This window comes from Microbacterium sp. bgisy207, from assembly GCF_965345035.1.
GTDB lineage: Bacteria > Actinomycetota > Actinomycetes > Actinomycetales > Microbacteriaceae > Microbacterium.
The window spans coordinates 278,377-303,166 of sequence record NZ_CBDRMG010000001.1 but is presented as its reverse complement, the minus strand read 5'-3'; the positions used below and the strand labels follow the sequence as shown (position 1 = coordinate 303,166).

Sequence of the window (24,790 nt, the reverse complement as noted above, 5' to 3'; positions counted from 1 at the left end):
CTGTGTCCCCTCGATCTGCGCAACCCTTCAACGCTAACGGAGAGCGGGGACACCTAACGGGCCGAGAACTACCGCATCCACTCCGCCATGACCCGGTAGCTCTCGTCGCGCGCCGGCTGGCGCGAGAGGAACACGTCGTGGAGCGCGCCCTCGATCCGGGCGATCGTCACCAGACGGCCCAGACGCGTAGCGGCGCGAGCGATGTCGTCGACGACGAGGACGGAGTCCGTTTCGATCATCTCGGGACGCCAGGACAGCGGCGAGCTCGACCGCTTCGAGAGCAGGACGAGCGCGGGGCATCCGACCTCGATCCCCCGCGCAACGGTGTCGTGTCCGTCCAGCACCGCTTTCAACCACCCGGGGCGAGTCGGAAATCCGCGCTCCGGCCGCCAACCGTCGGGACTGTCCGGCAGAGTCCCCACCTCCCGCTGCGCACGCGTATAGAAGCCGAGGTCGACGACCGGATGCGTGCCCAGCGGATCCCACCGTGCGCGGGCCGCTACGAGAGGCGAGAGCGCTTCTCGTCCCCACGCCCCCGCCTGGAACTCGAGCCACGGACTGTTGAGCACGAGCGCGGACGCGACCCCCGGATGCCGGGCCGCCCACAGCGAGAGGGTCAGACCTCCGGTGGAGTGCCCCAACAGCACAAGACGCCGACCCGGGTTCTCGCCACGCCCCATCACCGACAGCGCCGCGGCGATATCGGCGTCGTACTCCGTCAGCGACGAGACGTAGCCGGGCGTCTGGCCGGGGCGCAGACTCCGGCCGTACTTGCGCAGGTCGAGCGCGTAGAAACGGGCACCCCGCTCGGCCCACCACTGCGCGAGGCCGGTCTGGAAGAAGTAGTCCGACCATCCGTGGACGTAGAGGACGTCGACATCGCGCAGCGAGCCCGTCCACGAGGCCGGCCACGACGGGAGGAGCCGCACGACAGTCGCGACGACCTCACCCTCGTCGTCGCTACCCAGGTGCAGCGTGCGCTGCGCGAAGCGGCCGCCCAGAAGGTCAGGAAGCCAGGCCTCTTCCATACGTCGAGACTATCGCCGCACCGGCTCACGCGATCGCAGGCGCGTTTCCCAGTCCCGCGGCGAGGAAGTCGTTCAGCGAGAGGTAGACCACGACGTGCGACGCCGCTGGATGGCTGGTCGACTCCCACCGCCAGCCACGCTCAGCGAACGCCATCCTCAGCTGGGAGAAGAAGGCCGTCTCGGGGAAGGAGCGCTGACTGCCATCCGGAAGGACCACAGCCCACTGGCGTCGTCCCGGTACGGACAGGTCGCCCTCGATGATCGTGTAGTAGATCATCCGGCCGGGGCGCCAGGGGTAGTCCGCCGGCAACGGCACCCACTCGTCAGCAAGCTTCAAACCCGAGCCCTTGACCCACGGCGAATCGGGTTCCTGGGGCGGGAGTTCGGCGGCTGCCGCGGGCGCCGCCGCACCGGCCAGTGCACCGACGGTGCCCGCCGCGAGGGCTGAGGCGAGAAGACCACGACGACTCATGGGCTGGGGACCATCGCTGCGGCTGTTCGTGCTCATCTTGTCGATCCTGCCACGCCCGCTCCCGCCCCGGGCGCGCGGGAGCGGCAATACGAAGGTGTCTCAGTTCGCCCAGATCTGCTGGTTCAGGTCGCTCAGCAGCATGTCGGCATCGAGGTTGGTCGAGGAGGAGTAGATCCAGATGTCCTCACGGCTGGTGATCGTCTCGACCGTGTCCACGGGGTACTCCGAGCTGGGCGTCACCATCTGGCAGACGGGGTTGCCGGCATCCCCGGTGACGCAGGTGTAGCCCTGGTCTGGGAGAGTGGCGACGTACGCCTCGGCGGCTGCAGGATCCACCTCGCTGATCAGCAACAGCAGCCCTGTGGTGTCGCCGGCGATCCAATCGCACCCGAGCAGGAGTGTGGCACCCTCGGGAACGGGGCGTTCGAAACCGACCCCGTCGCCCTGGAGCGTGAGCTGGTCGACGGTGTCTGCGCGGCTCTCGGCAGTGCCGACGGCGGCGCAGTCGGTCGGAACGTTCGCGATGGCCGATTCGGTCGAAACGGTGGGTTCCGCCGAGGCACCGTCGTTCTCGCTCGCTGCGGCGCTGGGGGTGGATGACGGCTCGGGTGTCGGCGCGCATCCGGCAAGCAGCAGGATGCCGATGACAGCGGCGGCAGGCGCAAGGCGGGATCGGAACACGGCGACTCCTTCACTCGGTGCACGTCGGTCACTCACCGGTGCAGATCAACACCCTCAATCTACGACAGCGCCGTGGTCACCCCGCACGCGCAGGCCTCACCGGCGGCCGCGCCGGGTCATTCGCAGGGCCAGGAGGCCGAGCAGCAGAGAGAGCGCCATCATCACGGCGATCACGACGGCCATGGGCACCGCGGTGTCCTCTCCCGCGAGCCCCACGAGCGGGGAGGCTATCGCACCGACGACGAACTGCGATGTGCCCATGATCGCGGATCCGGCGCCGCGGGCCCGGTCGGCGCGAGCCAGTCCGAGCGCGCTCGAGTTGGACATCGTGAATCCGAGGCCGAGGGTCAGGAAGAACGCGCAGGTCACGAATCCGACGACCGTGAGCGCGCCGGCAAGAGTCAGACCCAGCAGCAACGCCGCGGCGCCGGTGGTGAACCCAAGGCCGACGACCAGCATCCGTCTCGGCCCGAACCGTACCGCGATCCGCGCGTTCACGAGGTTCGAGAGGATGACGCCGCTCGCTGCCACCGCGAAGGAGATCGAGTACATCGCCGGCGACATGCCGAGCACGACCTGACCGACGAACGGCGAGGCTGACACGTACGCCATGATCGCGCCGAAGGTCAACGCGAAGGCACCCGTGTACAGCGGGAAGCCGCGATCGGCAAGCAGGCTCCGGAAGGAGCGGAACGTTGCCCCCATCCCGCCCGAATGGCGATGCTCGGGCGCGAGGGATTCGGGAACGACCCAGAGCGAGACGGCCAGCATCGCCACCGCGACGACAGCGAGTGAGGCCATCACCCCGCGCCACCCCACCGCCTCGCTGAGCAGACCACCGATCGGCGGCGCGATCAGCGGCGCCACGCCCACGACCACCACGATCAGGCTGAGCGCGCGAACCGCCGTCTCTTTCGGACTGAGATCGACGGCGACGGTGCGAGCGAGCACCATTCCCGCGGACCCGGAGAAGCCCTGCACGAACCGAAGGATGACGAAGACAGCGATCGTCGGCGCGAACACGATGGCGATGCTCGAGACCGCGAAGACCACTCCGCCCGCAATCAGGACCGGTCGCCGACCGACTCGGTCGGACCAGGGGCCGAGCACGAGCTGACCGGATGCCACACCAACGAGGAACGACGTGAGTGTCAGTTGCACGGCGGCAGCGTCGACACCGAGATCGCTGGCGATGTCGGTGAAGGAGGCGAGGTACATGTCGGTCGCGAACGGACCGACCGCGGCGACGAAGCCGAGCGCTGCGATGAGCCCCGGCGACAGTCCCCGCGCGGAGGTCATTCGCCCCGGGAGATGGTGACCATCTCGTCGCGCGGCACGACCTTGATGCGCGCACGCCCCTCCGGCTCGCCGAGCGCGATCTCATGCTCGTCCAGACGGTGCCACCCCTGCAGATCGGTCCACTGGACCCCGCGCTGCGCAAGAAGCGCGGGGATCGCGGCCTCGGACGGGTCCTCGGGCTGCCACCACGACCCCTGGTCGTTGATGAGGTGACGCACGGTCTCCATCGCGTCGGACTTGGTGTGACCGATCAGTCCGACCGGTCCGCGCTTGATCCACCCGGTCGCGTACATGCCGGGCACACGCTCGTTCGAGTCGGCGTGAAGCACCTGACCCTCGTGATTCGGGATGACGCCGTGGCGCTCATCGAACGGCACCTCGGGGAGCGGGGAGCCGAAGTACCCGACAGCGCGGTACACGGCCTGAACGGGCACCTCTCGGATCTCACCGGTGCCGACGACGCCGCCCTGCCCGTCCGGCCGGGTGCGCTCGTACACGAAGCCCGACACGTGGCCTTCGTCGTCGACCTTCACCTCGAGCGGCTTGGCCCAGAAGTGCAGGTGCAGGCGCCGGGATGCCGTCCCTCCGGCGTTGTTCGCGCCCGGACGCGTCCGCCACTCCTGCAGCACGCGGTCGATGACCTTGACCTGCTTGTTGCTCTCGATCGCGGTGCGGGACGCCTCGTCGTAGTCGAAGTCCTCGTCGTAGACCACCATGTCGACGTCGCGCAGCTCGCCCAGCTCGCGAAGCTCCAGAGGGGTGAACTTGACCTGCGCGGGTCCGCGGCGGCCGAAGACGTGCACATCGGTCACGGGGGAGGCCTTGAGTCCGTCGTACACGTTCGCGGGGATCTCGGTCGACAGCAGATCGTCGGCGTGCTTGGCGAGGATCCGCGTGATATCGAGAGCGACATTGCCGTTGCCGACGACCGCGACGGACTGGGCCGTCAGCGGCCACGTACGGGGCACATCCGGATGCCCGTCGAACCAGCTGACGAAGTCGGCCGCGCCGTACGAGCCGTCCGCGTCGATACCCGGGATGTCGAGGGTCGCGTCTCGCACAGCGCCGGTTGCGAAGATGACGGCGTTGTAGTGGCGCTTGAGGTCGTCCAGCGTGATGTCGCGACCGAACTCGACGTTCCCGAAGATCCTGATGTCGCCGCGGTCGAGCACCTCGCGCAGCGCTGAGATCACACCCTTGATGCGTGGATGGTCGGGGGCGACACCGTAGCGCACGAGGCCGTAGGGGGCCGGCAGCTGCTCGAACAGGTCGATCGACACGTCGAACGACCGCTCCGCCTTCAGCAGGATGTCGGCGGCGTAGATGCCTGCCGGGCCTGCACCGACGATGGCCAACCTCAGAGTGGTCATGGGTTCCTTTCGGGACGCGAGAGCACGGTGATTCGACGCGAGGCGCCGGGATCGTTCAGCTCGAGCGGTCGGCGACCGCTTGCGCGAACCGCGTGAGGGCTTCGCGCACCGGGCCGTCGGGGATGGGATCGAGGGCGGCGATCGCGTCGCGCGACCAGGCGGTGGCCAGCTCGACGGTCTCGCGTGTGGAACGGTCCGCGCGCAGCATCGCCAGCGGCTCATCCAGCAGTGCGGGGTCGGCTCCGTCAGCGATCTGGGCCACACCGTCGTCGATGCGCTCCCGCAGGACGCGCGCCTCCGCGTCGTCACGACGCGCCAGGAGCAGATACGGCATCGTGGGCACGCCCGCCCGCAGATCTGTTCCGGGCACCTTCCCCGTCTCATCGGGGTCGGCCGAGAGGTCGATGACGTCATCGAGCAGCTGGAACGCGACGCCTGCCGCCTCGCCGAAGGCCCGGACCGGCTCTTCGTACTCGTCCGGGGCATTGCTGAAGACGACGCCGGACTGCGCTGCCGCCGCAATGAGCGAACCGGTCTTGTCAGCGAGCACCTGGAGGTAGAACGAGACGCGGTCGTCGGCATCCGCCGGGCCGACCGTCTCGTGCATCTGTCCGAGCACGAGACGCTCGAACGTGTTCGCCTGCAGACGGATGGCGCCCTCACCGAGCCGCGCCATGATCTGGCTCGCCCGCGCGAAGAGCAGGTCGCCCGTGAGAATCGCGATGTTGTTGCCCCAGACCGAGTGGGCACTGGGGACGCCCCGGCGCTTGTCGGCGTCGTCCATGACGTCGTCGTGATACAGCGAGCCGAGGTGTGTCATCTCGAGAGCCGTTGCGGCTTCGACGACCTCGTCGGTCACACCGTCACCGAGGTGGGCGGTCAGGAGCGCGAGCATCGGGCGCACCCGCTTACCGCCGGCCTCGAACAAATAGCGGCTGGTCGCGTCTGCGAGCGCGTCGGAGACGTGCAGTTCGCGTTCCAGGCTGGTGTCGACCCGATCAAGACCGGCCTCGACGCCGTCGATGAGTCGCCGCGCTCGGGGCCCCGCGAAGATCCGTTCCGCGAGACCCAGCTGGCTCGCGATTCGGGAGCTTGACGCGGAAGGGGTCACGCAAACAGCCTACCGGGGCTGTGACCCACCGTCCTCGACGGGTCTGCGGGCCCGGTGCAGGGCGACGACACCGAACGTGAGGTTGCGCCATGCGACGTCGACCCAACCGGCGGCCCGGATGCGCCCCGCCAGTGTCGGCTGGTCGGGCCACGCCCGGATCGACTCGTTGAGGTAGTCGTAGGCGTCGGCATTCGAACTCACGAGGCGCGCGACAGGGGGAAGGACACGATCGTTGTAGAGCCGGTACAGCGATGCCACCGCCGGTGAGGTCGGGTGCGAAAACTCACACACCACGAGGCGTCCACCGGGCTTGGTGACGCGGAGCATCTCGCGAAGGCCGGCATCCGGGTCCTGCACGTTCCTGAGGCCGAACGAGATCGTCACGGCGTCGAACTCCGCGTCGCCGAACGGCAGAGCTGTCGCGTCGGCTTCGACGAAGGTCACACCGGGTACGTTCGCGTGGCGCCGCCGGCCCTCAGCGATCATTCCCGGAGAGAAGTCCGCGGCGACGACCTCAGCACCCGTGCGGGCGATCGCGACGCTCGAGGTGCCCGTTCCCGCCGCCAGATCCAGGATGCGCTGACCCGGGCGAGGGCACAGAGCACGCGTGGTCGCCTTCCGCCACAAGCGGTCGTTGCCGACGCTCAAGACTGTGTTGGTCCGGTCGTAACCCGCGGCAACCTCGTCGAACATCCCGCTGACGCGGGCCGGGTCCTTCTGAAGGTCTGCGCGATGCGCCTGGTCGGAACTCACCTGTCGAGTCTAGAGCGCAGCCTGAGGGGCCAGTCCGAGGCGTTTCGTCTCGCTGCGCTCGCTCAACGACCGAACTCCTGAGGCGGAAGTCCGAGTCCGGCGAGCCGCTCGAGCCAGGCATCCGCGGTCGCGTCATCGAACGGCGCCTCGTTCGCCCGCACTCGCCGCTCAAGATCGACGGCGAGCGCCTCGAGGCGTACGACCACCTCGCGCGGGTAGCCGTAGCGCACGCGGTGCTGGTCCCACTCGTCGCGGTCATCGATCCAGATTCCGCGCCCGTCGAGCGTCTTGACGACATCCAGGTCCATGTCGATGCCCTCGGCGACGCCGGGAGCGGACGGCGACCAGCCGATGTCCCAGCCGAGATCGATGTACACGCGAGTCCGGGAGGGCGCGGCGTTCACCGTCAGCGCGTACTGACCGCTCGGGGGCATGAGCGACACGTTGGGCGCCGAGGTCACGACGTCCCGGCCGGGACGGATGCTGCGCCATCCGACGGGCTGTCCGAACCACTCGCCCCACTCGTCGTGACCGAGATAGACGCAGTCGTGCACCCAGTGCACGCCGCCATCCCACTTGCGCCACCGGAACTGCGTCACCGTGCCCGGCGCGGGCCTGCCCGTTCGATCCGCATCCACGTCGGAAGTCTAGGCTGGTGAGGTGACCCGCTCGCTTCGTCTGCCACCCCTGGTGGTCGAGACCAGGGAGATCGAACCGGTCGACGATCTGCTCGTCCTGACCGACCCGCGCAACCCGCTCGCGTGGTTGCGTCGCGGCGAAGGCATCGTCGGCTCGGGCCGCCCGGTCATGCAGATGGGCGGCCGGGGTGCGCCCCCGATGTCGATCCCGCTCGCCGAGATCTGGCGAGAGATCACGGCAGATGCCCGGGTGTCCGATCCCCTGGAGCTGCCCGGTACCGGTCTGGTCGGATTCGGAGCGCTCGGGTTCGACCCGACCTCCACCACACGCCCGTACCTCGTCGTGCCGAGCACGATCACCGGGGTACACGCGGGTCGCGCGTGGACCACCACGATCCGCCGCGAGGGCCAGACCGATGACGAGAGCGCGGCCCCGTCACCGGAACCGTACGGCCCTCACTGGTCGGCGACCCTCGGACCGGGTCTGCTGCTGCCGGACGCCTACCAGCAGGCCGTGCGTGCCGGCATCGAGGCGATCGTGGCGGGCGAGGTCGAGAAGGTGGTCCTTGCGCGGGATCTCATCGGCACGATTCCGGCAGGCGCGGACCTGCGGCGCCTCGTTCGCGCACTCGCCACGAACTACCCCGACACGTGGACGTTCGCCGTCGACGGCCTGATCGGCGCGAGCCCTGAGACCCTCATCACCGTCGACCACGGCACCGTGACAGCGCGTGTGCTCGCCGGCACCACCCCGCGCGGCGCGGATGCCGACGAGGACGCCGCGGCCGCGCACGCGCTCGAGGCGAGCCGCAAGGACCTCGATGAGCACCGATTCGCCGTCACGAGCGTCGTGGAGGCGCTAGCCCCCCTGACCCGCGATCTGGTCGCTCCCGACGAGCCGCACCTGCTTGAGCTCCCGAATCTGTGGCACCTGGCCACCGACGTCTCGGGCCGACTGTCGAACGGCGCGTCTGCCCTCGACCTCGTCCGCGTGCTGCACCCGACCGCGGCTGTCGCAGGCACGCCGACGGATGCCGCCCTCGAGGTGATCCGCCGCCTCGAACCGTTCGACCGCGGTCGCTACGCCGGACCGGTCGGGTGGATCGATGCCCGCGGCGACGGCGAGTGGGCGATCGCCCTGCGCTGCGCGCAGATCGGCGCTGAGCAGCAACGGCAGTTCGCGATGTACTCCGACACGATCCCCGTAGTCGCCCACGCGGGAGCAGGCATCGTCGCAGCCAGCGACCCCGAGACCGAGCTTCTCGAGACCCGGGTGAAGTTCCGGCCCATCGTCGACGCCCTCGCCTGATCCCGCCGGGCGGTCAGCCCAGCTGCAGGATCCAGGTCGCGACGGCGAAGTAGATGATGAGGCTCGTCGCGTCGCAGAACGTCGAGATGAAGGGCGTGCTGAACACGGCAGGGTCGGCGCGCACGGCCATCGCGAGGATCGGCATCAGCCCACCCACCGTCGCTGCCAGCGTGCAGATGAACAGCAGCGTGAGCCCGATGACGGCGCCCAGAGCGGGATCGAACACCAGGCTTGCCAGCGTGAAACCGAGGATGCCCAAGAGTCCACCGAGGAACGCCCCGACGCGCATCTCCCGCCACATCACCGTGAGCGCATCGCGTTTTCGCACCTCACCCATCGCGAGGGCACGGGTGACGGTCGTTGCCGCCTGCGACCCGGTGTTTCCGGCGGTGCCGGTCAGCAACGGGATGAACAGGGCGAGGGTGACCACCTGCTCGAGCGTCGCCTCGAAGATCCCGAGCACCTGCACCGTCAGCAGCGCCGAGACGGCGAGCACCAACAGCCATACCACGCGCGCGCGGACGATCCTCAGCACGGGAGTCGTGAGGTAGGGGCGCCCGAGCGGCTCGGATGCGCCCTGGCGCGCGGCATCCGTGTCTTCGGCTTCCTCGAGAATGCGGGCCGCGTCATCGACCGTCAGGATGCCGAGGAGCCGGTCCTCGCTGTCGACGATCGGCATGGCAAGAAGGCCGGAGTCAACGAGCGACCGCGCTGCGGCTTCTGCGGCATCCGTTGCCCGCGCGGTGCGCGCCTCGGTCATGAGCTCGTCGACACTCGAGTCCGACCGCCCCATCACGAGTTCGCGAAGACCCACGACACCGAGAACCCGGCGGTGGGGCGAGGTGACCGGGAGCATGTAGACGGTCTCGGCATCCATGCCGCGGTGACGCACGTGAGTCAGCGCGTCCCCGACGGTCAGCTGCGGCGAGAGGCGCACGTACTCGGTGCTCATGAACCGTCCGACGCTGTTCTTCGGGTAGCCGAGCATCGGCGCGGTCAGCTCGCGCTCGGCGGGCGAGAGGCCGCGCATGAGTTCCCTCGCGACACCGGCCGGCAGTTCATCGATCAACTGGGCACGATCGTCGGGGTCGAGCTCCTCGAACACCTTCGCGACATCCTCTTCGCGAAGGCCACCGATGAGCTCGGCGCGCATCCCCGGATCGAGCAGTTCGAACGCCTCCAGCGCCTGGTCGCGCCGGAGCAGCCGGTAGAGCACCGCCCGGTCGCGCGCGTCTTCGCGCTCGAGCAGCTGGGCGATCTCGGCGGGATCCTCGTCGGCCAGAAGAGCGCGCAACTCGTCGAGTCGGCGTTCTCTCAGCAGCGGCGTCACCTGCTGCAGGAATCCCTCGAACTCGTCATCCATGGGCCGCATCCTTGCAGACACCGGGTACGGGTCGGTGAACTCTCACGTCGCAGCGAGACGCTCCCGTTGGAGCGCGACGTCGTAGTCCGCGCTCGGCCACTGCGGATCGATGGATTCGAGCGCCTCGAGCAGGAGATGCTGAACGGCCAGCCGGGCGTACCACTTGCGGTCGGCAGGGACGACATACCAGGGCGCATGCTCGGTCGAGGTGCGCTCGAAGACGGTCTGGTACGCCGCCATGTAGTACGGCCAGCGGGTGCGTTCGTCGACGTCGCTGGGCGTGAACTTCCAGTGCTTCTCGGGACGATCCAGACGCTCCATGAGTCGAGCCTTCTGCTCCGCATACGAGATGTGCAGCATCACCTTGACGATGCGGGTTCCGGAGGCCGCGATCTGCCGCTCGAACTCGTTGATCGCGCTGTAGCGACGCTCGATCTCCTCGGCATCCGCGAGAGCACGCACCCGCCCGATGAGCACGTCCTCGTAATGGGATCGGTCGAAGACGCCGATCCGACCCGCGGGGGGCAGCTTCTGCTCGATCCGCCACAGGAAGTCGTGGGCGCGCTCCTGCTCGGTCGGCGCGCCGAAGGACGCGAGCGAGACCCCCTGCGGATCGACCGATCCGACGACGTGACGCACGATACCGCCCTTGCCTGACGAGTCCATGCCCTGCAGCACGAGCAGAACCGCCGCATCCGTCGCGCCGACCCTGCTCTGGGCGAACAGCTTCTCTTGCAACAGGCCGAGTTCGGCGACCCCTGCGGCGAGGTCCTGCGCCGCCTGCTTCTTGTCGCTTCCGTAGCCGGGAGTCGAGCCCGGCTCCACGCTCGAGAGCACGAAGCCCTCCCCGACCCGGAGGAGCTCGGCGACGTCGCCGGTCCAGTACGTCTGACTTCTCGCGATCACCCGTCCATCATGGACCCGGCACAGCGCTCAGCGCGGGAGCGGCACTTCGACCAGCTGGGGCCCGTGGACCGGCGACGTCAACACCTGATCGAGGTGCGCGCGCGTGTCGACGCGGACGTAGCTCCATGCATATGCCGCCGCCAACGCGCCGAGGTCGGCCTCGTGAGGGGTGTAGAACACTCGGTCGCGGAGGGCCTGCGATCCGAGCGCGGCCACCTCGAGACCGTCGAAGATCGTGCCGCCGGAGTCGTTGCCGACGATCAGCTGGATGCGCGGTGCGGGCTCGGTGGGGCTGAGCAGCATCGCTCCGACGTCGTGAAGCAGGGCGAGATCCCCCACCAGCACTCGGGTGACACCGACAGCTCCCTCCGACTGGCTGGCGATCGCCACGCCGATCGCGGTCGCCACGGTGCCGTCGATCCCGGCAAGCCCGCGGTTGGCGTGCACGACCACCTTCTTGCCCGGCAGGACGTCATCGGCCACACGCACCAGACGAGAGGAACCGAACACGAGTCGGTCGTGTGGCCAGCTCGCCCGCCAGATCGCATCCACCAGGGCAACCCGGTCGACCTTCTCGCGCAGCACCGCAAGCTCGGCAGAGATCGCCCCCAGTCGCGTCTGCGGGTCGGTGGACGCAAGCGCCGCACCGTCCGGCGCCGGCATCGAGAGATCGACGGATGCCGCGCGCGATGCCCGCATCCACGTACCCAGCCACGCGCGATCGGCCTCGACAGCTTCCGGCGTGGTCTCGGCCAGCGGCGCCGCGGCGAGCGCGGAGACCGCGACGGTCGCGCCGTTGAGATTCACGGTCTCACCGGGGCCGCGCAGCGCGATGATCTCGACGTCGGCGCGGGACAGGAGCGCCGTGGTCTCCCGCGCGAGCGTCGGGTGTCCGAGCACGACGACCCGCTGGATCGGGTCGCGCAGTTCAGGTCGGCGAAGCAGCTCTCGGTAGCCGTGCACGAGATGACGCCCGAAGCGCGCTCCGCTGACGATCTCGGCGATCAGGGGCCAGCCGCCGTCCCACGCGAGTGCCTCCGCTCCCGGACCCGCCCCATCACCGGCGAGCACGAGGGTGCGAACGCCGCGCGTCAGCACGTGCGGCATGCCGCCCGTGGGCACCAGGTCTTCCGCATCGCCGATACCCCCGCCGCCCTGGTACAGCGCGCCGGACTGTTCGGACCCCGGCTCGGACGCCGCGTCCGTCTCGGCGGCCGCACCGTGCTCGGGGCGGATGTCGACGGTTGCGGTGCGCGGATACGACGAGGACCACCACGGCGGCAGAGCACCGGCGAGCGGCTCACGGAAGGGCAGGTTGAGGTGGACCGGACCTCCGGGACGCAGGTCGTCGCCGAGGGCGGCGGTCATCGCCTGCGTGGCGATCTCGCGGAGGGCCGCCGACGAGTCGCCGTCACCGGTGTCGTCGATCTCGGTCGGAGTCGGCACGTCGAGATCGAAGCGGGTATTCGGGCCGAAGATCCCGGGCTGACGGGTGGTCTGGTTGGCCGCGACGCCCCGAAGCTCCGGCGGGCGATCGGCGGTCAGCAGCAGCATCGGAACGCCCGAGTGGTGAGCCTCGAGGACGGCAGGTGCGAGGTTTGCGACCGCGGTGCCGGACGTGCAAACGACAGCCGCCGGCATCCGTGACTCGCGGCCGATGCCGAGCGCGGTGAATCCCGCCACCCGCTCATCGATGCGCACGTGCAGTCGTAACCACCCCCGCTCCTCGGCGTCGGCGGCGACCAGCGCGAGGGCCTGTGACCTCGAGCCCGGGCTCAGGACGATGTCACGGATCCCGAGCTCGATCAGCTGATCGAGCAGCGCCGCCGCGGCGTCGGTCGCGGGCGAACGCGTCCCCCCGCGAGGATGGTCGCTCACCGGATGCCCGTCACGCGGCTCCGCGTGATCCGCGGGGCTCATCGTCATCATCGCGCGGTGTGGCTGCCGCCTCCGGATCGGTGGTGGGTCCTGGCTGGGTCGGAGCCTCGAACGCCTCTTCGGCATCCAGCATCGCGAGCTCCTCTTCGAGTCGGCGAATGCGCTCGTCCTGATCGGAGATGGACCCGATACGACCCAGGAACTCGGGATCGTCATCCGGAGCGCGCGACGGCTGAACCTTCGCACGCCGGGCGCGGCCCACAAGCAGCCACAGCACGCCACCGACGACGGGAAGCACCAGGACGATCACGATCCACAGCGGCTTGCTGACGCCCCGGTGTCGGGTCGGTGGCTGCACAGCGCAATCGACGATGGTGTAGACCCAGAACGCGGTCGCCACCAACGCCAGAATCAACAGCACGCGGGGCACATCTCCATCCTAGGTCGGTTCAGCCGACCGGGGCTGGGCAGGCACTGACCGCCCGCTCGAATCGAGCACCCACGCCGGCGCCTACGATGGAGGGGTGAACGCGCGCTCCTTCTGGCTGTATACGGTGCTGCGCATCCTGTTCTTCCTCGTTCCGTTCGGCATCCTGATGCTGCTGCCCATCGGCCGCGAGTTCTACTGGCTGTCGGCGATCTTCGCGGCGCTCATCGGCCTGAGCCTGTCGGTCCTGTTCCTGCGCCGACCGCTCGACGAGGTGTCCGCGTCGCTGGCCGCTCGGCGGACGCGGCGCGCGGCCCCGACCGATGAGCAGGTCGAGGATGCTGCCGTCGGCGAGGCGGCGCCGACGGGCGCGGCCGACCCTCGTGATCGGGCGGAAGCGGCAGATGCCGACGCCACACGCTCAGCCGGCGAACGCCCAGAACAGGAAGGCCCCGTAGGCGAGGGACGTCCCTGAGGTCAGCGCGAGCGCGATGACCAGCTCCCGCGGTTGACGGTAGGTCCACACGATGAGGATGGCCGGAAGCGCCAGCAGCAGCGCCATCGCCGTCAGCCAGGCCACCGGGTAGAAGAGCGCGAGGTAGGCGGCGATCCCGAAGGGGATGAGCACGAAGACCGTGAACACGACCTGCGTCGCGCGGCGGCCGATCAGCACCGTGAGCGTGCGCTTGCCGGCGACACGGTCCTGGTCGATGTCGCGCAGGTTGTTGGCCAGGAGCACGGCGCACGCGAGCAGACCCGTCCCGACGGCACCGAACCATGCCTCCTGGGGCAGCGCGAACGCCTGAACCCAGGTGGTACCCAGCGTGGCGACGAGCCCGAAGAAGACGAACACGAACAGCTCGCCCAGTCCGGCGTATCCGTAGGGTCGCTTTCCGCCCGTGTAGAACCACGCGGCCACGATGCATGCTGCGCCGACGGCGATCAGCCACCACTGCTCGGTGCGGATCGTGATCGCGAGCCCCGAGGCCCCCGCGATCCCGAAGAAGACGAGCGCGACCACGAGCACGGTACGCGGCTTGGCCTTGCCTGCGCCGGTGAGGCGGGCGGGGCCGACCCGGTACGCGTCGGTGCCACGGATGCCGTCGCTGTAGTCGTTCGCGTAGTTGACCCCGATCTGCAGGCTCACCGAGACCACGAGGCACGCGAGCGCGATGACCCAGTGAAGCGGCCGCTCGACCAGGAGCGCCGCACCGGTCCCCACGAGAATCGGGGTGACAGCCAGCGGCAGGGTCCGCAGGCGCGCTGCCCCGATCCAGTCGCGCGCGGTCGCCGGTGTCGGCGCCGCCACCGGGGAACGGTGATCGCGGCGCGCGGCGTTGGTCGAACCCGGATGCGGCGTGCTCCGAGGCCGAGAACGCTTCTTCTTCTTCGAGGGTGCTGCCACGGGGAGCAATCCTAGAGCGTTGCGATCTGCTCGCGGAGCGCCCTGACGTCCGTCTTGCCGGAGGGCAGGAGCGGAAACTGCGCGACCGCGACCACCTGGCGGGGCCGCGCGGCCGCGCCGATCTCCCGCTCGACACGCCGCCGCGCCTCGTCGAGCGCGCCCTCATCTCCCGCGCACTGTCGCTCGATCACGATGACGGATGCCTGCCCCCAGCGAGGGTCGTCGACCCCGAGCAGCACCGCCCGTTCGAGTCCGGGCACGGTGCGCACGACGCGCTCCACGCGATCGAGGGACACGTTGATGCCGCCGCTGACGATGACGTTGTCGCGGCGGCCGGTCACCCGCAGGACGCCATCGAACTCGCCGAGGTCGCCGGTCCGGTACCACCGCGTTCCGGCCGCATCCGTGACGAAGGCCGACGCCGTGCGCTCCGGGTCGTCGAGGTACCCGCTCGCGAGGACCGGACCCGAGATCTGCACTTCCCCGTCCACGATGCGCACGCCGACTCCCGAGAGCGGGATACCGTCGTACACGCATCCGCCGCTGGTCTCGCTCGAGCCGTACGTGCGCACCACGCGCACACCCGCGACCGACGCCCGATCCGCCAGCTCCGCGGGCAACGATTGGCCGCCGACGAGGATCGCCTCGAACCCGCGGAGGCAATCCGCAACGGCGGGCTCATCGACGGCATCCAGGAGCCGGGCCAGCTGCGCGGGAACGAGAGAGGTGTACCGCGGCGCGGCGATCGCGGCCGCAGCGCGGGCGAACTCCCTCGCCGACGCGGACGGCGGCACCACGACGGGCACGGTTCCGGCGTGGATGCTGCGCATGAGCACCTGCAGCCCCGCCACATACGTCGGCGCGAGAGCGAGCAGCCACGTTCCCTTCCCGATGCGAGCGGCAGTGGCTTCGGCGCTCGCACGCAGCGACGCGATCGGGAGGACGACCGTCTTCGGATATCCCGTCGACCCCGACGTCTCGACGAGGACGGAAGTGTCGGCCTGGGCATCCGCCAGGGCGGCGAGCAGGTCTTCCGGCTGCCGTCCCGGCAGGCTCAGTAGTGCCACGGGTACGGGGACCAATCAGGATCGCGTTTCTGCAAGAACGCATCCCGCCCCTCGACGGCTTCCTCGGTGCCGTACGCCAGCCGGGTCGCTTCGCCGGCGAAGACCTGCTGACCGACGAGTCCGTCATCAACGGCGTTGAACGCGAACTTCAGCATCCGGATCGCCGTCGGCGACTTCGTCAGGATCGTCCTGGCCATCGCGAGAGCCTCGCGCTCGAGGTCGGCGTGGCCCACGACCCGGTTGACCGCCCCCATCTCGTAGGCACGCTGCGCCGAGTACTCCTCGGCCAGGAAGAACACCTCCCGCGCGAACTTCTGACCGATCTGCCGGGCGAAATACGCCGAGCCGTACCCGGCGTCGAAGGAGCCGACGTCGGCATCCGTCTGCTTGAACCGCCCGTGCTCGCGGCTCGCGATCGACAGGTCGCAGACGACGTGCAGAGAATGCCCGCCACCGGCCGCCCAGCCGGGGATGACGGCGATGACGACCTTCGGCATGAAGCGGATGAGCCGCTGCACCTCGAGGATGTGGAGTCGGCCGGCTCGTGCCGGATCGGGCGCGGTCGCGTCGTCGGCGGCGTACGTATAGCCGTCGCGACCACGGATACGCTGATCACCCCCGGAGCAGAACGCCCAGCCGCCGTCCTTCGGGCTCGGGCCGTTCCCGGTGAGCAGGACGACGCCGATCCGCGAGTCCTGTCGGGCAAGATCGAGCGCGCGGTAGAGCTCGTCGACGGTGCGCGGGCGGAAGGCATTGCGCACCTCGGGCCGGTCGAACGCGATGCGGGCGATGCGCCCGTCGGTCGAGACGTGCGCAGTGATGTCGGTGTAGTCCTCCGCGCCGGGCGCAAGAACCCAGGCATCCGGATCGAACAGCTCGGAGACGCTCACGCGCCCAGCCTACGCGGGCAGCGAGACGGCCTGGAGTTCCTCGAGGCGTCACCGGCCGGCAAACGACCGGGGGGCGCGAGACCGGTAGCCTGGGAGGGACAGGCAGGAGACACGCGGATGCAGATCAGGACGTCGTCCGACTGGCGGGACGCGCTCCCCTTCGACACTCCGCTGCAGGCATCCGAGGTCGTGCCCGGCGAAGACAGCCGCTGCGCCCGCTGCCCCTCCGGATCCGCTCCGCTCCCACGCACCGAGCTGTGGGTGGTCAAGCACCGGCACCCCAACAACCCCGCCGGATTCGTGCGGTTCTACTGCCTCACCCACCGTCCCGCCGTCGCCGCTCCCCGGCCGGCGTCCGCGCCCGCTGCACGTGCCCGGTCGCGCCCGGCACCGAAACCGCGCACCAGCCGCGCGCCGTCAGCGCCCGAGCGCGTGGCCTCCGTCTGCACGACCTGCTTCGTGGAGGTTCCCCCCAGCGGGATCTGCGGCGTGTGCGGCGGGCCCGTCGACTGACGGCGCCGAGCCCTGCGGGCAGCGGGCCGGTCAGTCGGCGTTCTTCGCGTCCCGCCACGCGATCCAGCGCTTGACGGCGGCGAAGTCCCAATCCGGCCCGTCCAGGCCGAGAGTGAACAGGCGGACACCGCTCTCGTAGAGCCTCTCGACCTCGTCCGTCTCGCGCCTGCCGATCTCGTTCGAGACCACGAGCTGGGAGAGGTCGCGCTCTTCGCGCTGCCCCCATTCCTCGAGCACGTCGAGCTTGCGGCGGAGGTCATCGGGGCCGACGAAGCTGTGCCAGATGTCGGCATGGCGCGCCACCAGTCGGAGGGTCTTCTGCTCTCCAGCGCCGCCGATCATGACGGGGATCGCGCGGGTGGGGGCCGGATTGAGCTTTCCCCATCGCTCCTCGATCCGCTGCAGGCTCGACGCCAGATCGTCCAACCGTGATCCTGCGGTACCGAACGGGTAGCCGTACTCGTCGTAATCCTTCTCGAACCATCCGGAGCCGGTTCCGAAGATGAACCGCCCCGTGCCGCCGCCCTTGGCGCTGATGTGATCCACGGTTCGGGCCATGTCCGCCTGCAGATCGGCGTTGCGATAGCTGTTGCAGTTCACCAGCGCGCCGAACTCGATCCGTTCGGTCTGTTCGGCCCAGGCGCCGAGCATGGTCCACGATTCGAAGTGCGCACCGTCGGGGTCCCCCGACAGCGGGAAGAAGTGATCCCAGGTGAAGGCGATGTCGGCCCCGAAGTCCTCGACCCACAGCAAGGCGTCCCGGATCTGGGAGTACGCGACGTGTTGGGGGCGCAGTTGGATGCCGAGGCGGACGGGAGTCTCGAGGAGGGCCATATGGTCAGCCTACGGACCTGGACCCGGCTGCGGGCCGGGCCGAGGCCGACGGTTCGGCTGGGCCGACGGCTCGACCGGGCCGACGGCTCGACCGGGCCGACGGTTCGAGCAGACACCTCGCACGCAGGGCAGGATGAGAGCATGCCAGCCGCCCTGCACCTTCCGTCGGTTCCTCCACTCGACGAGGTGCGCGCTCACGCGTACGTCGTCTCGCTTCCCCTGGTGACCCCGTTCCGCGGCCTCGCGCACCGCGAGGCGATGCTGCTGCGAGGACCCGCGGGGTGGACCGAATTCTCTCCCTTCGCAGAGTACGAGGATGCCGAAGCGAGCGCCTGGCTCGCGGCGGCGATCGACTTCGGTTGGCAGAATGCCCCGACCGCGCATCGCACCGAGATCCGTGTGAACGCGACGGTTCCCGCCGTCTCGGCGGCTGCCGTGCCGGAGGTTCTCGCGCGATTCGACGGATGCCGCACCGCCAAGGTCAAGGTCGCCGAACGCGGCGGCACCCTGGCTGACGACATCGCCCGCGTGCGTGCGGTGCGCGAGACGATGGGCGCCCTTGGCCGCATCCGCATCGACGCGAACGGAGCCTGGAGCCTCGACGAGGCCGAGCACGCCGTCCACGCGCTCGCGGAGTTCGACCTCGAGTACGTCGAGCAGCCCTGCGCACGCCTGGACGAGCTGCGGGAGCTCCGTCGCCGAATCCGCTATATGGGAGTGCCGATCGCCGCCGACGAGAGCGTGCGGAAGGCCGACGACCCGCTCGCGGTCGCCCGCGCGGACGCCGCGGATCTGTTGGTGATCAAGGCGCAGCCGCTCGGTGGGGTGCACCGCGTCCTGCAGCTGGTGGCCGAGGCGGGTCTGCCGGTGGTCGTCTCGAGCGCCCTGGACACCTCCGTCGGACTGGCGATGGGGGCAGCCCTCGCGGGCGCGCTCCCCCGGCTGGACTACGACTGTGGTCTCGGCACCGCATCGCTGCTGGGGGCCGACGTCACCGTCGACCCGCTGCGACCCGAGCACGGAACCGTCCCGGTTCGCAGGCCCGAGGTCGATGCGTCAGCCCTGGCGGAGTACGCGGCGCCCGCCGAACGCAGCCGCTGGTGGGCAGAACGCCTCGCGCGGTGCCACGCGCTGCTTGCCGCATCCGTCGGGTGACTCCGGTACCGACGCGGCCGATCGTTCAGGATGACGTGTCGACCAGCGCTATCGCGAGCTGCTGGGTACGCTTCTCGGCCCGAGTCCGCAATCCGACATAGTCGAGCCGCTCGATCGCCGCTGACACCAGCGCATCCTCCCAGACGATCAGCACGAGTCGAGCGAAGTCCCGCGCCGGGAGCCGAAGCCGCAGGCCGTAGGAGTCCGCCAGCGCTTCGATCATCTGCTGCACCCGGTCGATCAGACTCGACAGCCAGGCGAGGTAGGCGCGCGCCGTTTCGTCATCGCGCATCGCACGCAGTCGGATCTCGTTCATGAGGACGACATCCAGCAGCCCCTCGACGGTGCCTTCGAGGACGTTCTGCACGAGCTCGCTCGGCGTCAACGTCGCGTCCCGGGCGCGCAACCCGTCCACCCGGTCGGACACCGCCTCGAGCTTGCGATCGGTCACGGCGCGGACCAGCTCCAAGAACAGCTCATCCTTGGTGGAGAAATTGGAGTAGAACGCCCCGCGCGTGAACCCCGCGCGCTCGCAGATCGCCTCGACGGATGCCCCGTCCAGGCCGACCTCGGCGAACACCTCGTACGCGGCTCGCATGAGCCGGGCCTTCGTGCGTTCGCGGCCGCGGGCCTCCTCGGGCACGATCCCGTCGATGGCGTCCAGGATGTGGCGAGTGGCAGCGTCATCCGACTGCTCCATCACGACCTCCTCCCGTCGACGCGTTCACACCGAGCCTTCAGCCTGGGCGTCTCTGCAATCGTCTACGATACACATGCGTATCGGATACACCGGTGTATCGAACCCTCACTCGACGACTCCCGGAGGAAGACCCGTGTCCACCGCTCTGTATGCCCTCGGAAGATGGGCGTATCGGCATCCGTGGCGGGTGCTGACCTCCTGGCTTCTCGTGCTGATCCTCGCGGGCGGCGGCGCACTGCTCTTTCAGCAGGGCACCGATAACACGTTCTCCATCCCGGGCACCGAGTCCGAGGAAGGACTCAAGGAGCTCCAACGGACCTTTCCCGAGGTCTCGGGGACCAGCGCGCAGTTCATCGTCGTCGCCCCCGACGGCACGACGGTCGAGGATGCGCCGTTCCCCGACGAGATCGAGGCCACCATCGATCAGATCGAGGGCATCGACGGAGTCCTGGCGGTCAGTGATCCGTATGACGAGTCGATCTCGGGCCTGATCTCCGATGACGGGTCGGCGGCTCTGGTGCGCTTCCAATTCGAAGGTCAGGCATCCTCGGTGTCCGAAGAGACCAAGGACCAGCTCTTCGAGATCACGGATGCCCTGCAGGCCGAGCTTCCCGCGGGGACGACGGTGGCGCTCGGCGGAGACCTGTTCTCGCAGTCCCTGCCCACCCTCTCGATCGTCGAGCTGTTCGGTGTCGCACTCGCCCTGGTCGTGCTGATCGTCACGTTCCGCTCGTTCGTCGTGGCAGGACTCCCGCTGATCACCGCGATCCTGGGCGTCGGCCTGTCGATGGCGCTCATCTTCATCTCGACGGCTTTCGCGACGATCTCGTCGACGACGCCGATGCTCGCCCTCATGCTGGGGCTGGCCGTCGGCATCGACTATGCGTTGTTCATCATCTCCCGCCAGCAGGATGCCGTGCGCGAGGGCGTCGACCCCGAAGAAGCGGCCGCGCGCGCCACCGGAACGGCGGGGTCGGCTGTCGTCTTCGCCGGCGCCACGGTGCTGATCGCCCTCATCGGCCTCTCGTTCGCGAACATCCCGTTCCTGACGACCATGGGGATCGCGGCCTCGGTGGCCGTCGCGATCGCCGTCGCGATCGCCGTGACCCTCACCCCCGCCTTCCTGGGATTCGTCAAGGGTCGCGTGGTGGGCTGGCCCCGACGCCGCACTCGGACGCAGCGGCGGCGCCAGGCGTCGGCGCGCACTGCCGCTGCTCCTCTCGATGAGGCGGCGGCGGGCGCTGAGACGGCGGCCCCCGCATCCGCCAGTCCGGCCGGGGCCGGGAAAAGGACGAACCGATGGGTGACCCTGGTCACGCGGCATCCGATCGTCACCACGGTCTCTGTCGTGACGCTGCTGGCGGCGCTCGCGATCCCGGCGGGGAGCCTCGCGCTCGCTCTTCCCAACGCGGGGATGCTGCCCGAAGACAACGAGGCGCGCCAGAGCTACGACCTCGTCGCCGAACACTTCGGCGCCGGCGCGAACGGCCCCCTGATCATGACCGGCACGATCGTCACCTCCACCGATCCACTGACGCTCATGCAGGATCTCGGCGACGACATCGCGACGATCCCCGGGGTCAAGGAGGTGGCCCTGGCGACTCCGAACCGCACCGCCGACACGGGCATCGTGCAGATCGTTCCCGAGACGGCACCCGATGACCCCGCCACCGCGGAGCTCGTGCGCGAGTTGCGCGCCCAGCACGACCGACTCCTCGACGAGTATGGCGTCGACCTGAAGGTGACGGGCTTCACCGCGATCGCCATCGACATCTCGGACCGCCTCGGCGGCGCCCTCCTCCCGTTCGGCATCTTCGTCGTCGGGCTGTCGCTGGTGCTGCTGACGATCGTGTTCCGATCGATCTGGGTGCCCCTGAAGGCGGCGGCCGGCTATCTGCTTTCGGTCGCCGCCGCGTTCGGCATCGTCGCGCTCGTGTTCGAGTGGGGCGTGTTCGCCGATGCCCTGCACGTGTCCAAGACCGGACCGGTCATCAGCTTCATGCCGATCATCCTCATGGGCGTGCTGTTCGGACTGGCCATGGACTACGAGGTCTTCCTCGTGTCCCGGATGCGGGAGGACTATGTGCACCTGCGACGGGCCCGCGGCGGACGCGCCGACCGCGCGAGCGCGATCAGCGCCGTCCGGTCGGGTTTCACCGCGTCAGCCCGCGTGGTCACCGCCGCCGCCGTCATCATGTTCGCGGTGTTCGCCGCATTCGTCCCCGAGGGCGACATCAACATCAAACCCATCGCGCTCGGCCTTGCGGCGGGCATCGCGATCGATGCGTTCCTCGTGCGCATGACGCTCGTCCCCGCCGTCATGGCGCTGCTGGGGCAGCACGCGTGGTGGATGCCGCGGTGGATGCATCGCGTGCTTCCGCACTTCGACATCGAGGGCGAAGCCGTGGAGCGCGAGCTCTCGCTGCGGAACTGGCCCGAGCCGAACACGACGGCCGCCGTTGTTGCGGAAGACCTCGCACTGCACGCTTTCGGGCGACGGCACGGAAGCGATGTTGATGTGTTCTCGGGCGTGAGCACCCGCGTGGAATTCGGCGACACCGTGCTCGTCGACGGCGATCCGCGAGCAACACGCGCCTTCCTGCTGGCCATCGCCGGGCGCCTGGCCCCGACCGGGGGCCGCCTCCGCGTGTCGGGGCACCTGCTGCCCGAGCGCGCGGCCTGGGTGCGTTCGCACGTGGGGGTCGCCCTCCTCGCGGATGCCGACGATCCGATCGCGGAACTTGCCCATCCCCTGCGCGGATCCGCCCAGATCATCGTGATCGACGGTCTTGACAGGCTGGAGAGCGAGGCGATGCGCGACCAGGCGGCAGCGCTCCTGCGTGACGCCGCGCTCACGCGCCGCGAGCGCCCGGGCAATGGGTCCTCGGCCCTGACGATCCTTGCCTCGACGCAGCGCGAGGACGCCGCCCGCGCGCTGATGACCGAAGCCCGCCGCGTCACTGTGAGCTCGCTCGCGCTGAGCTCGCGGCACGAAACGACAGTTCCCGCACCCGCGGAGGAGCACGCATGAGTATGTCCGTCGAACGCGCCCGGAGCCGCAAGCCCATCACGTGGCTCACGATCCTCGGCGTCATCCTGCTACCCGCCGTCATCGGCGGCATCCTCGTGGTCGCCCTGTACGACCCGACCACGCGACTGGACACGATGAACGCCGCGATCGTGAACGAGGACGAACCTGTCACGATCGACGGCCAGTATGTTCCGCTGGGGCGCCAGCTCTCGGCCGGGCTCGTCGAAGGCTCGGGGGATGCCGACAGCAACCTGACCTGGACCATCTCGAACGCCGACGACGCCGCCGCGGGGCTTGCCGACGGCACCTACGCGGCGGTCGTCACGATTCCCGAGAACTTCTCCGCCGCAGCCACCTCCACGCGGCCGGGCGAAACCCCCGAGCAGGCGACGATCGAGGTCACGACTCCCCCCGACAGCCTCATCGTCGATGACGCCATCACCGCTCAGATCACCTCGACCGCGGCGACGTTGACCGGGGAGCAGATCTCGACCCAGTACCTCGAGAACGTGTTCCTCGGGTTCACGACCCTCGGCGATCAGCTCGGCGAGGCAGCGGGCGGCGCCGATCAGCTCGCCGACGGCATCCGGCAGTCGGCGGACGGGTCCGCGGAGCTCGCGGGCGGCATCGACCAGCTCGCTTCCGGGGCCGGCGCGCTCGGCTCGGGTCTCGGAACCCTCGCCACCTCGACCTCTCAGGCTGCGGGCGGTGCGGCGCAGCTGGCAGCTGCCCAGAACCAGATCGCGGACGGGCTGGATGCGGCGCCGCTTCCCGGGGCCGCGAACGAGATGTACGGCTACATGCAGTCGGCCGCAGCAGAGACGGTGACCGTCCTGCAGGGTGAGGACGGCAAGCCCGGCGCGCTCGCGCTCGCGCAGAAACTGGGGGCACTCGCCGCAACGTGCGACGGCTCGGTCGGGTATTGCCAGGAGGTCGCCGCGGCCGCAGCGAACGCCGCCACGGTCGCACAGAATGCTGGAGCGGCGGCGACTGCAGCGGGGACGGCAGCCGGGTACGGCGAGAATGTCGTTCCGGGCATCTCGACCCTCATCTCGCAGACCAGCGCCGGCCTGCGACAGGTCGCCACCCAGACGCAGAGCCTCGCCGACGGACTGGTGCAACTGGCCGACGGCACCACGCAGTCGCAATCCGGCGCGCAGAGCCTGCAGAGCGGCGCCGCGCAGGCCGCGACCGGCGCCACGAGCCTCACCGACGGATTGACACAGCTCGCGGGGGGCGCAACCTCCCTCGCGGACGGGCTCCACACAGCCGTCGAGGAACTCCCCTCGTACACGGATGCCGAAGCCGCGAGCCTCGCGGAGGTCGTCGCCGACCCCGTGGCAGCGGAGGGCGTCGGCTCCGACCTCTTTGGAGCATCCGCGATTCCGCTGTTGACGGCTCTCGCGCTGTGGTTCGGCGCGCTCGGCTCGTTCGTCGCACTCCGGGCTTTCCCGGCCCGCACCCTCGCTTCCCGGGCGGCCTCGCCCCTTCTCGCCCTGCGCTCGTTTGTGCCCGCGGCGGCGATCGGGGCCGTTCAGGGTCTGCTCGTGGCAGGGATTGTGCAGATCTCCGCGGGATATGACTGGGGTGACTGGTCGATCTTCGCCGGTGTCAGCATCCTGGCCGGTGTCGCCTTCGCGGCTGTGAACCAGGCGCTCGTGGCCGTCTTCGGCGGCGCAGGACGCTGGATCGCGGCGCTCATCGGCGTGCTCGCGGTCGCGACGGGAATCGTGTCCACGGTTCCCGGGGTGCTGACGGCGATCGACACGGTCCTGCCCATCTCACCGGCCTACAACGCGATGCTCGGCGCCCTCACCGGCTCGGGTGGCGTCGGCGCCGGGGTCGCGGGTCTCCTGATCTGGGGCGGCCTGGCCTTCGTTGCGACCATCCTCGCGGTCGCCGCACGCCGCACGACGACAGCCCGCGCCATCCTCGCCTCGTCGGCCGCGAGCTAACCGCA

23 protein-coding genes are annotated in these 24,790 nt (G+C 69.5%); 6 read left to right on the top strand and 17 right to left on the bottom strand.

The features are described 5' to 3' along the window. Nucleotides 1-68: 68 nt before the first annotated feature. The 8 genes from ACSGC5_RS01415 to ACSGC5_RS01380 all read right to left on the bottom strand — a co-directional run bounded on the left by ACSGC5_RS01415 (nt 69) and on the right by ACSGC5_RS01380 (nt 7,352). Nucleotides 69-1,028 carry an alpha/beta hydrolase gene (locus tag ACSGC5_RS01415; protein WP_434968842.1) on the bottom strand — a complete coding sequence of 320 codons (960 nt, stop codon included), beginning with the start codon at nt 1,026-1,028 and terminating at the stop codon, nt 69-71. A 25-nt stretch (nt 1,029-1,053) separates the two neighbouring features. Continuing rightward, nucleotides 1,054-1,536, bottom strand: a complete 483-nt coding sequence (locus ACSGC5_RS01410; protein WP_434968841.1) for a hypothetical protein — start codon at nt 1,534-1,536, stop codon at nt 1,054-1,056. A gap of 63 nt (nt 1,537-1,599) precedes the next feature. Then, nucleotides 1,600-2,181 carry a hypothetical protein gene (locus tag ACSGC5_RS01405; protein WP_434968840.1) on the bottom strand — a complete coding sequence of 194 codons (582 nt, stop codon included), beginning with the start codon at nt 2,179-2,181 and terminating at the stop codon, nt 1,600-1,602. Between the two features lie 96 nt (nt 2,182-2,277). Next, entirely contained in the window at nt 2,278-3,480 is a 1,203-nt protein-coding gene (locus ACSGC5_RS01400; protein ID WP_434968839.1) for a multidrug effflux MFS transporter, read from the bottom strand. Then, complete coding sequence (locus tag ACSGC5_RS01395) at nt 3,477-4,850, bottom strand: FAD-dependent oxidoreductase (RefSeq protein ID WP_434968838.1); 1,374 nt, start codon at nt 4,848-4,850, stop codon at nt 3,477-3,479. Before ACSGC5_RS01395 ends, ACSGC5_RS01400 begins: the two co-directional genes overlap by 4 nt. Before the next feature lie 55 nt (nt 4,851-4,905). Further along, nucleotides 4,906-5,961, bottom strand: coding sequence for a polyprenyl synthetase family protein (locus ACSGC5_RS01390; RefSeq protein ID WP_434968837.1), 1,056 nt, complete (start codon nt 5,959-5,961; stop codon nt 4,906-4,908). 9 nt (nt 5,962-5,970) lie between these two features. After that, the gene (locus ACSGC5_RS01385; protein WP_434968836.1) at nt 5,971-6,714 is read right to left on the bottom strand and encodes a demethylmenaquinone methyltransferase; all 744 of its coding nucleotides are present in this window, start codon (nt 6,712-6,714) and stop codon (nt 5,971-5,973) included. 62 nt (nt 6,715-6,776) lie between these two features. Then, a complete protein-coding gene (locus ACSGC5_RS01380) occupies nt 6,777-7,352 on the bottom strand; it encodes a hypothetical protein (protein WP_434968835.1) in 576 nt (191 codons plus the stop codon). Nucleotides 7,353-7,374: 22 nt separating this feature from the next. Between ACSGC5_RS01380 and ACSGC5_RS01375 the strand changes: the two genes are divergently transcribed. Then, nucleotides 7,375-8,661 (top strand): isochorismate synthase, encoded by a 1,287-nt coding sequence (locus tag ACSGC5_RS01375; protein WP_434968834.1) that lies wholly within the window; start codon nt 7,375-7,377, stop codon nt 8,659-8,661. 13 nt (nt 8,662-8,674) lie between these two features. On the opposite strand, the gene mgtE is transcribed toward ACSGC5_RS01375, so the two are convergent. Genes mgtE through ACSGC5_RS01355 form a run of 4 tightly spaced genes read right to left on the bottom strand, consistent with a single transcriptional unit; the run spans nt 8,675 to nt 13,238 of the window. Then, nucleotides 8,675-10,024: a magnesium transporter gene (gene mgtE / locus ACSGC5_RS01370; RefSeq protein WP_434968833.1), complete on the bottom strand. Its 1,350-nt coding sequence runs from the start codon at nt 10,022-10,024 to the stop codon at nt 8,675-8,677. A 42-nt stretch (nt 10,025-10,066) separates the two neighbouring features. After that, a complete protein-coding gene (locus ACSGC5_RS01365; protein ID WP_434968832.1) occupies nt 10,067-10,930 on the bottom strand; it encodes a polyphosphate kinase 2 family protein in 864 nt (287 codons plus the stop codon). Nucleotides 10,931-10,957: 27 nt separating this feature from the next. Continuing rightward, nucleotides 10,958-12,850, bottom strand: coding sequence for a 2-succinyl-5-enolpyruvyl-6-hydroxy-3-cyclohexene-1-carboxylic-acid synthase (gene menD, locus ACSGC5_RS01360; RefSeq protein WP_434968831.1), 1,893 nt, complete (start codon nt 12,848-12,850; stop codon nt 10,958-10,960). Then, a complete protein-coding gene (locus ACSGC5_RS01355; protein ID WP_434968830.1) occupies nt 12,819-13,238 on the bottom strand; it encodes a PLDc N-terminal domain-containing protein in 420 nt (139 codons plus the stop codon). The genes menD and ACSGC5_RS01355 overlap by 32 nt, the downstream gene beginning before the upstream one ends. A gap of 94 nt (nt 13,239-13,332) precedes the next feature. Between ACSGC5_RS01355 and ACSGC5_RS01350 the strand changes: the two genes are divergently transcribed. Continuing rightward, nucleotides 13,333-13,710: a DUF4229 domain-containing protein gene (locus ACSGC5_RS01350; protein WP_434968829.1), complete on the top strand. Its 378-nt coding sequence runs from the start codon at nt 13,333-13,335 to the stop codon at nt 13,708-13,710. Here ACSGC5_RS01350 and ACSGC5_RS01345 read toward each other — a convergent pair. Genes ACSGC5_RS01345 through ACSGC5_RS01335 form a run of 3 tightly spaced genes read right to left on the bottom strand, consistent with a single transcriptional unit; the run spans nt 13,657 to nt 16,597 of the window. Next, on the bottom strand, nt 13,657-14,640 hold the full coding sequence (locus ACSGC5_RS01345; RefSeq protein WP_434968828.1) for a 1,4-dihydroxy-2-naphthoate polyprenyltransferase: 984 nt from the start codon (nt 14,638-14,640) through the stop codon (nt 13,657-13,659). The genes ACSGC5_RS01350 and ACSGC5_RS01345 overlap by 54 nt on opposite strands. A gap of 11 nt (nt 14,641-14,651) precedes the next feature. Then, on the bottom strand, nt 14,652-15,707 hold the full coding sequence (locus tag ACSGC5_RS01340; protein ID WP_434968827.1) for an AMP-binding protein: 1,056 nt from the start codon (nt 15,705-15,707) through the stop codon (nt 14,652-14,654). Next, on the bottom strand, nt 15,695-16,597 hold the full coding sequence (locus ACSGC5_RS01335) for a 1,4-dihydroxy-2-naphthoyl-CoA synthase (protein WP_434968826.1): 903 nt from the start codon (nt 16,595-16,597) through the stop codon (nt 15,695-15,697). Before ACSGC5_RS01335 ends, ACSGC5_RS01340 begins: the two co-directional genes overlap by 13 nt. A gap of 117 nt (nt 16,598-16,714) precedes the next feature. Between ACSGC5_RS01335 and ACSGC5_RS01330 the strand changes: the two genes are divergently transcribed. Then, nucleotides 16,715-17,110, top strand: a complete 396-nt coding sequence (locus tag ACSGC5_RS01330) for a glucose-6-phosphate dehydrogenase (protein WP_434968825.1) — start codon at nt 16,715-16,717, stop codon at nt 17,108-17,110. 30 nt (nt 17,111-17,140) lie between these two features. Here the strand turns inward: ACSGC5_RS01330 and ACSGC5_RS01325 are convergent, their stop codons facing one another. Next, nucleotides 17,141-17,944 carry an LLM class F420-dependent oxidoreductase gene (locus ACSGC5_RS01325; protein WP_434968824.1) on the bottom strand — a complete coding sequence of 268 codons (804 nt, stop codon included), beginning with the start codon at nt 17,942-17,944 and terminating at the stop codon, nt 17,141-17,143. A gap of 141 nt (nt 17,945-18,085) precedes the next feature. Between ACSGC5_RS01325 and ACSGC5_RS01320 the strand changes: the two genes are divergently transcribed. Further along, the gene (locus tag ACSGC5_RS01320) at nt 18,086-19,099 is read left to right on the top strand and encodes an o-succinylbenzoate synthase (RefSeq protein ID WP_434968823.1); all 1,014 of its coding nucleotides are present in this window, start codon (nt 18,086-18,088) and stop codon (nt 19,097-19,099) included. A gap of 25 nt (nt 19,100-19,124) precedes the next feature. On the opposite strand, the gene ACSGC5_RS01315 is transcribed toward ACSGC5_RS01320, so the two are convergent. Then, a complete protein-coding gene (locus ACSGC5_RS01315) occupies nt 19,125-19,799 on the bottom strand; it encodes a TetR/AcrR family transcriptional regulator (RefSeq protein WP_434968822.1) in 675 nt (224 codons plus the stop codon). Nucleotides 19,800-19,932: 133 nt separating this feature from the next. Between ACSGC5_RS01315 and ACSGC5_RS01310 the strand changes: the two genes are divergently transcribed. Together ACSGC5_RS01310 and ACSGC5_RS01305 are read left to right on the top strand one after the other, a co-directional pair. Next, nucleotides 19,933-22,830 (top strand): MMPL family transporter, encoded by a 2,898-nt coding sequence (locus ACSGC5_RS01310; protein ID WP_434968821.1) that lies wholly within the window; start codon nt 19,933-19,935, stop codon nt 22,828-22,830. Beyond that, entirely contained in the window at nt 22,827-24,785 is a 1,959-nt protein-coding gene (locus ACSGC5_RS01305; protein WP_434968820.1) for a YhgE/Pip domain-containing protein, read from the top strand. Before ACSGC5_RS01310 ends, ACSGC5_RS01305 begins: the two co-directional genes overlap by 4 nt. The last annotated feature ends 5 nt before the right edge of the window (nt 24,786-24,790 follow it).

Excerpts from the sequence above, each read along its gene's own strand:
- ACSGC5_RS01415 (WP_434968842.1), bottom strand. The coding sequence starts at position 1,028 with ATGGAAGAGGCCTGGCTTCCTGACCTTCTGGGCGGCCGCTTCGCGCAG.
- ACSGC5_RS01410 (WP_434968841.1), bottom strand. The coding sequence starts at position 1,536 with ATGAGCACGAACAGCCGCAGCGATGGTCCCCAGCCCATGAGTCGTCGT.
- ACSGC5_RS01400 (WP_434968839.1), bottom strand. The coding sequence starts at position 3,480 with ATGACCTCCGCGCGGGGACTGTCGCCGGGGCTCATCGCAGCGCTCGGC.
- ACSGC5_RS01395 (WP_434968838.1), bottom strand. The coding sequence starts at position 4,850 with ATGACCACTCTGAGGTTGGCCATCGTCGGTGCAGGCCCGGCAGGCATC.
- mgtE (WP_434968833.1), bottom strand. The coding sequence starts at position 10,024 with ATGGATGACGAGTTCGAGGGATTCCTGCAGCAGGTGACGCCGCTGCTG.
- menD (WP_434968831.1), bottom strand. The coding sequence starts at position 12,850 with ATGAGCCCCGCGGATCACGCGGAGCCGCGTGACGGGCATCCGGTGAGC.
- ACSGC5_RS01330 (WP_434968825.1), top strand. The coding sequence starts at position 16,715 with ATGCAGATCAGGACGTCGTCCGACTGGCGGGACGCGCTCCCCTTCGAC.
- ACSGC5_RS01325 (WP_434968824.1), bottom strand. The coding sequence starts at position 17,944 with ATGGCCCTCCTCGAGACTCCCGTCCGCCTCGGCATCCAACTGCGCCCC.
- ACSGC5_RS01320 (WP_434968823.1), top strand. The coding sequence starts at position 18,086 with ATGCCAGCCGCCCTGCACCTTCCGTCGGTTCCTCCACTCGACGAGGTG.
- ACSGC5_RS01315 (WP_434968822.1), bottom strand. The coding sequence starts at position 19,799 with ATGGAGCAGTCGGATGACGCTGCCACTCGCCACATCCTGGACGCCATC.
- ACSGC5_RS01305 (WP_434968820.1), top strand. The coding sequence starts at position 22,827 with ATGAGTATGTCCGTCGAACGCGCCCGGAGCCGCAAGCCCATCACGTGG.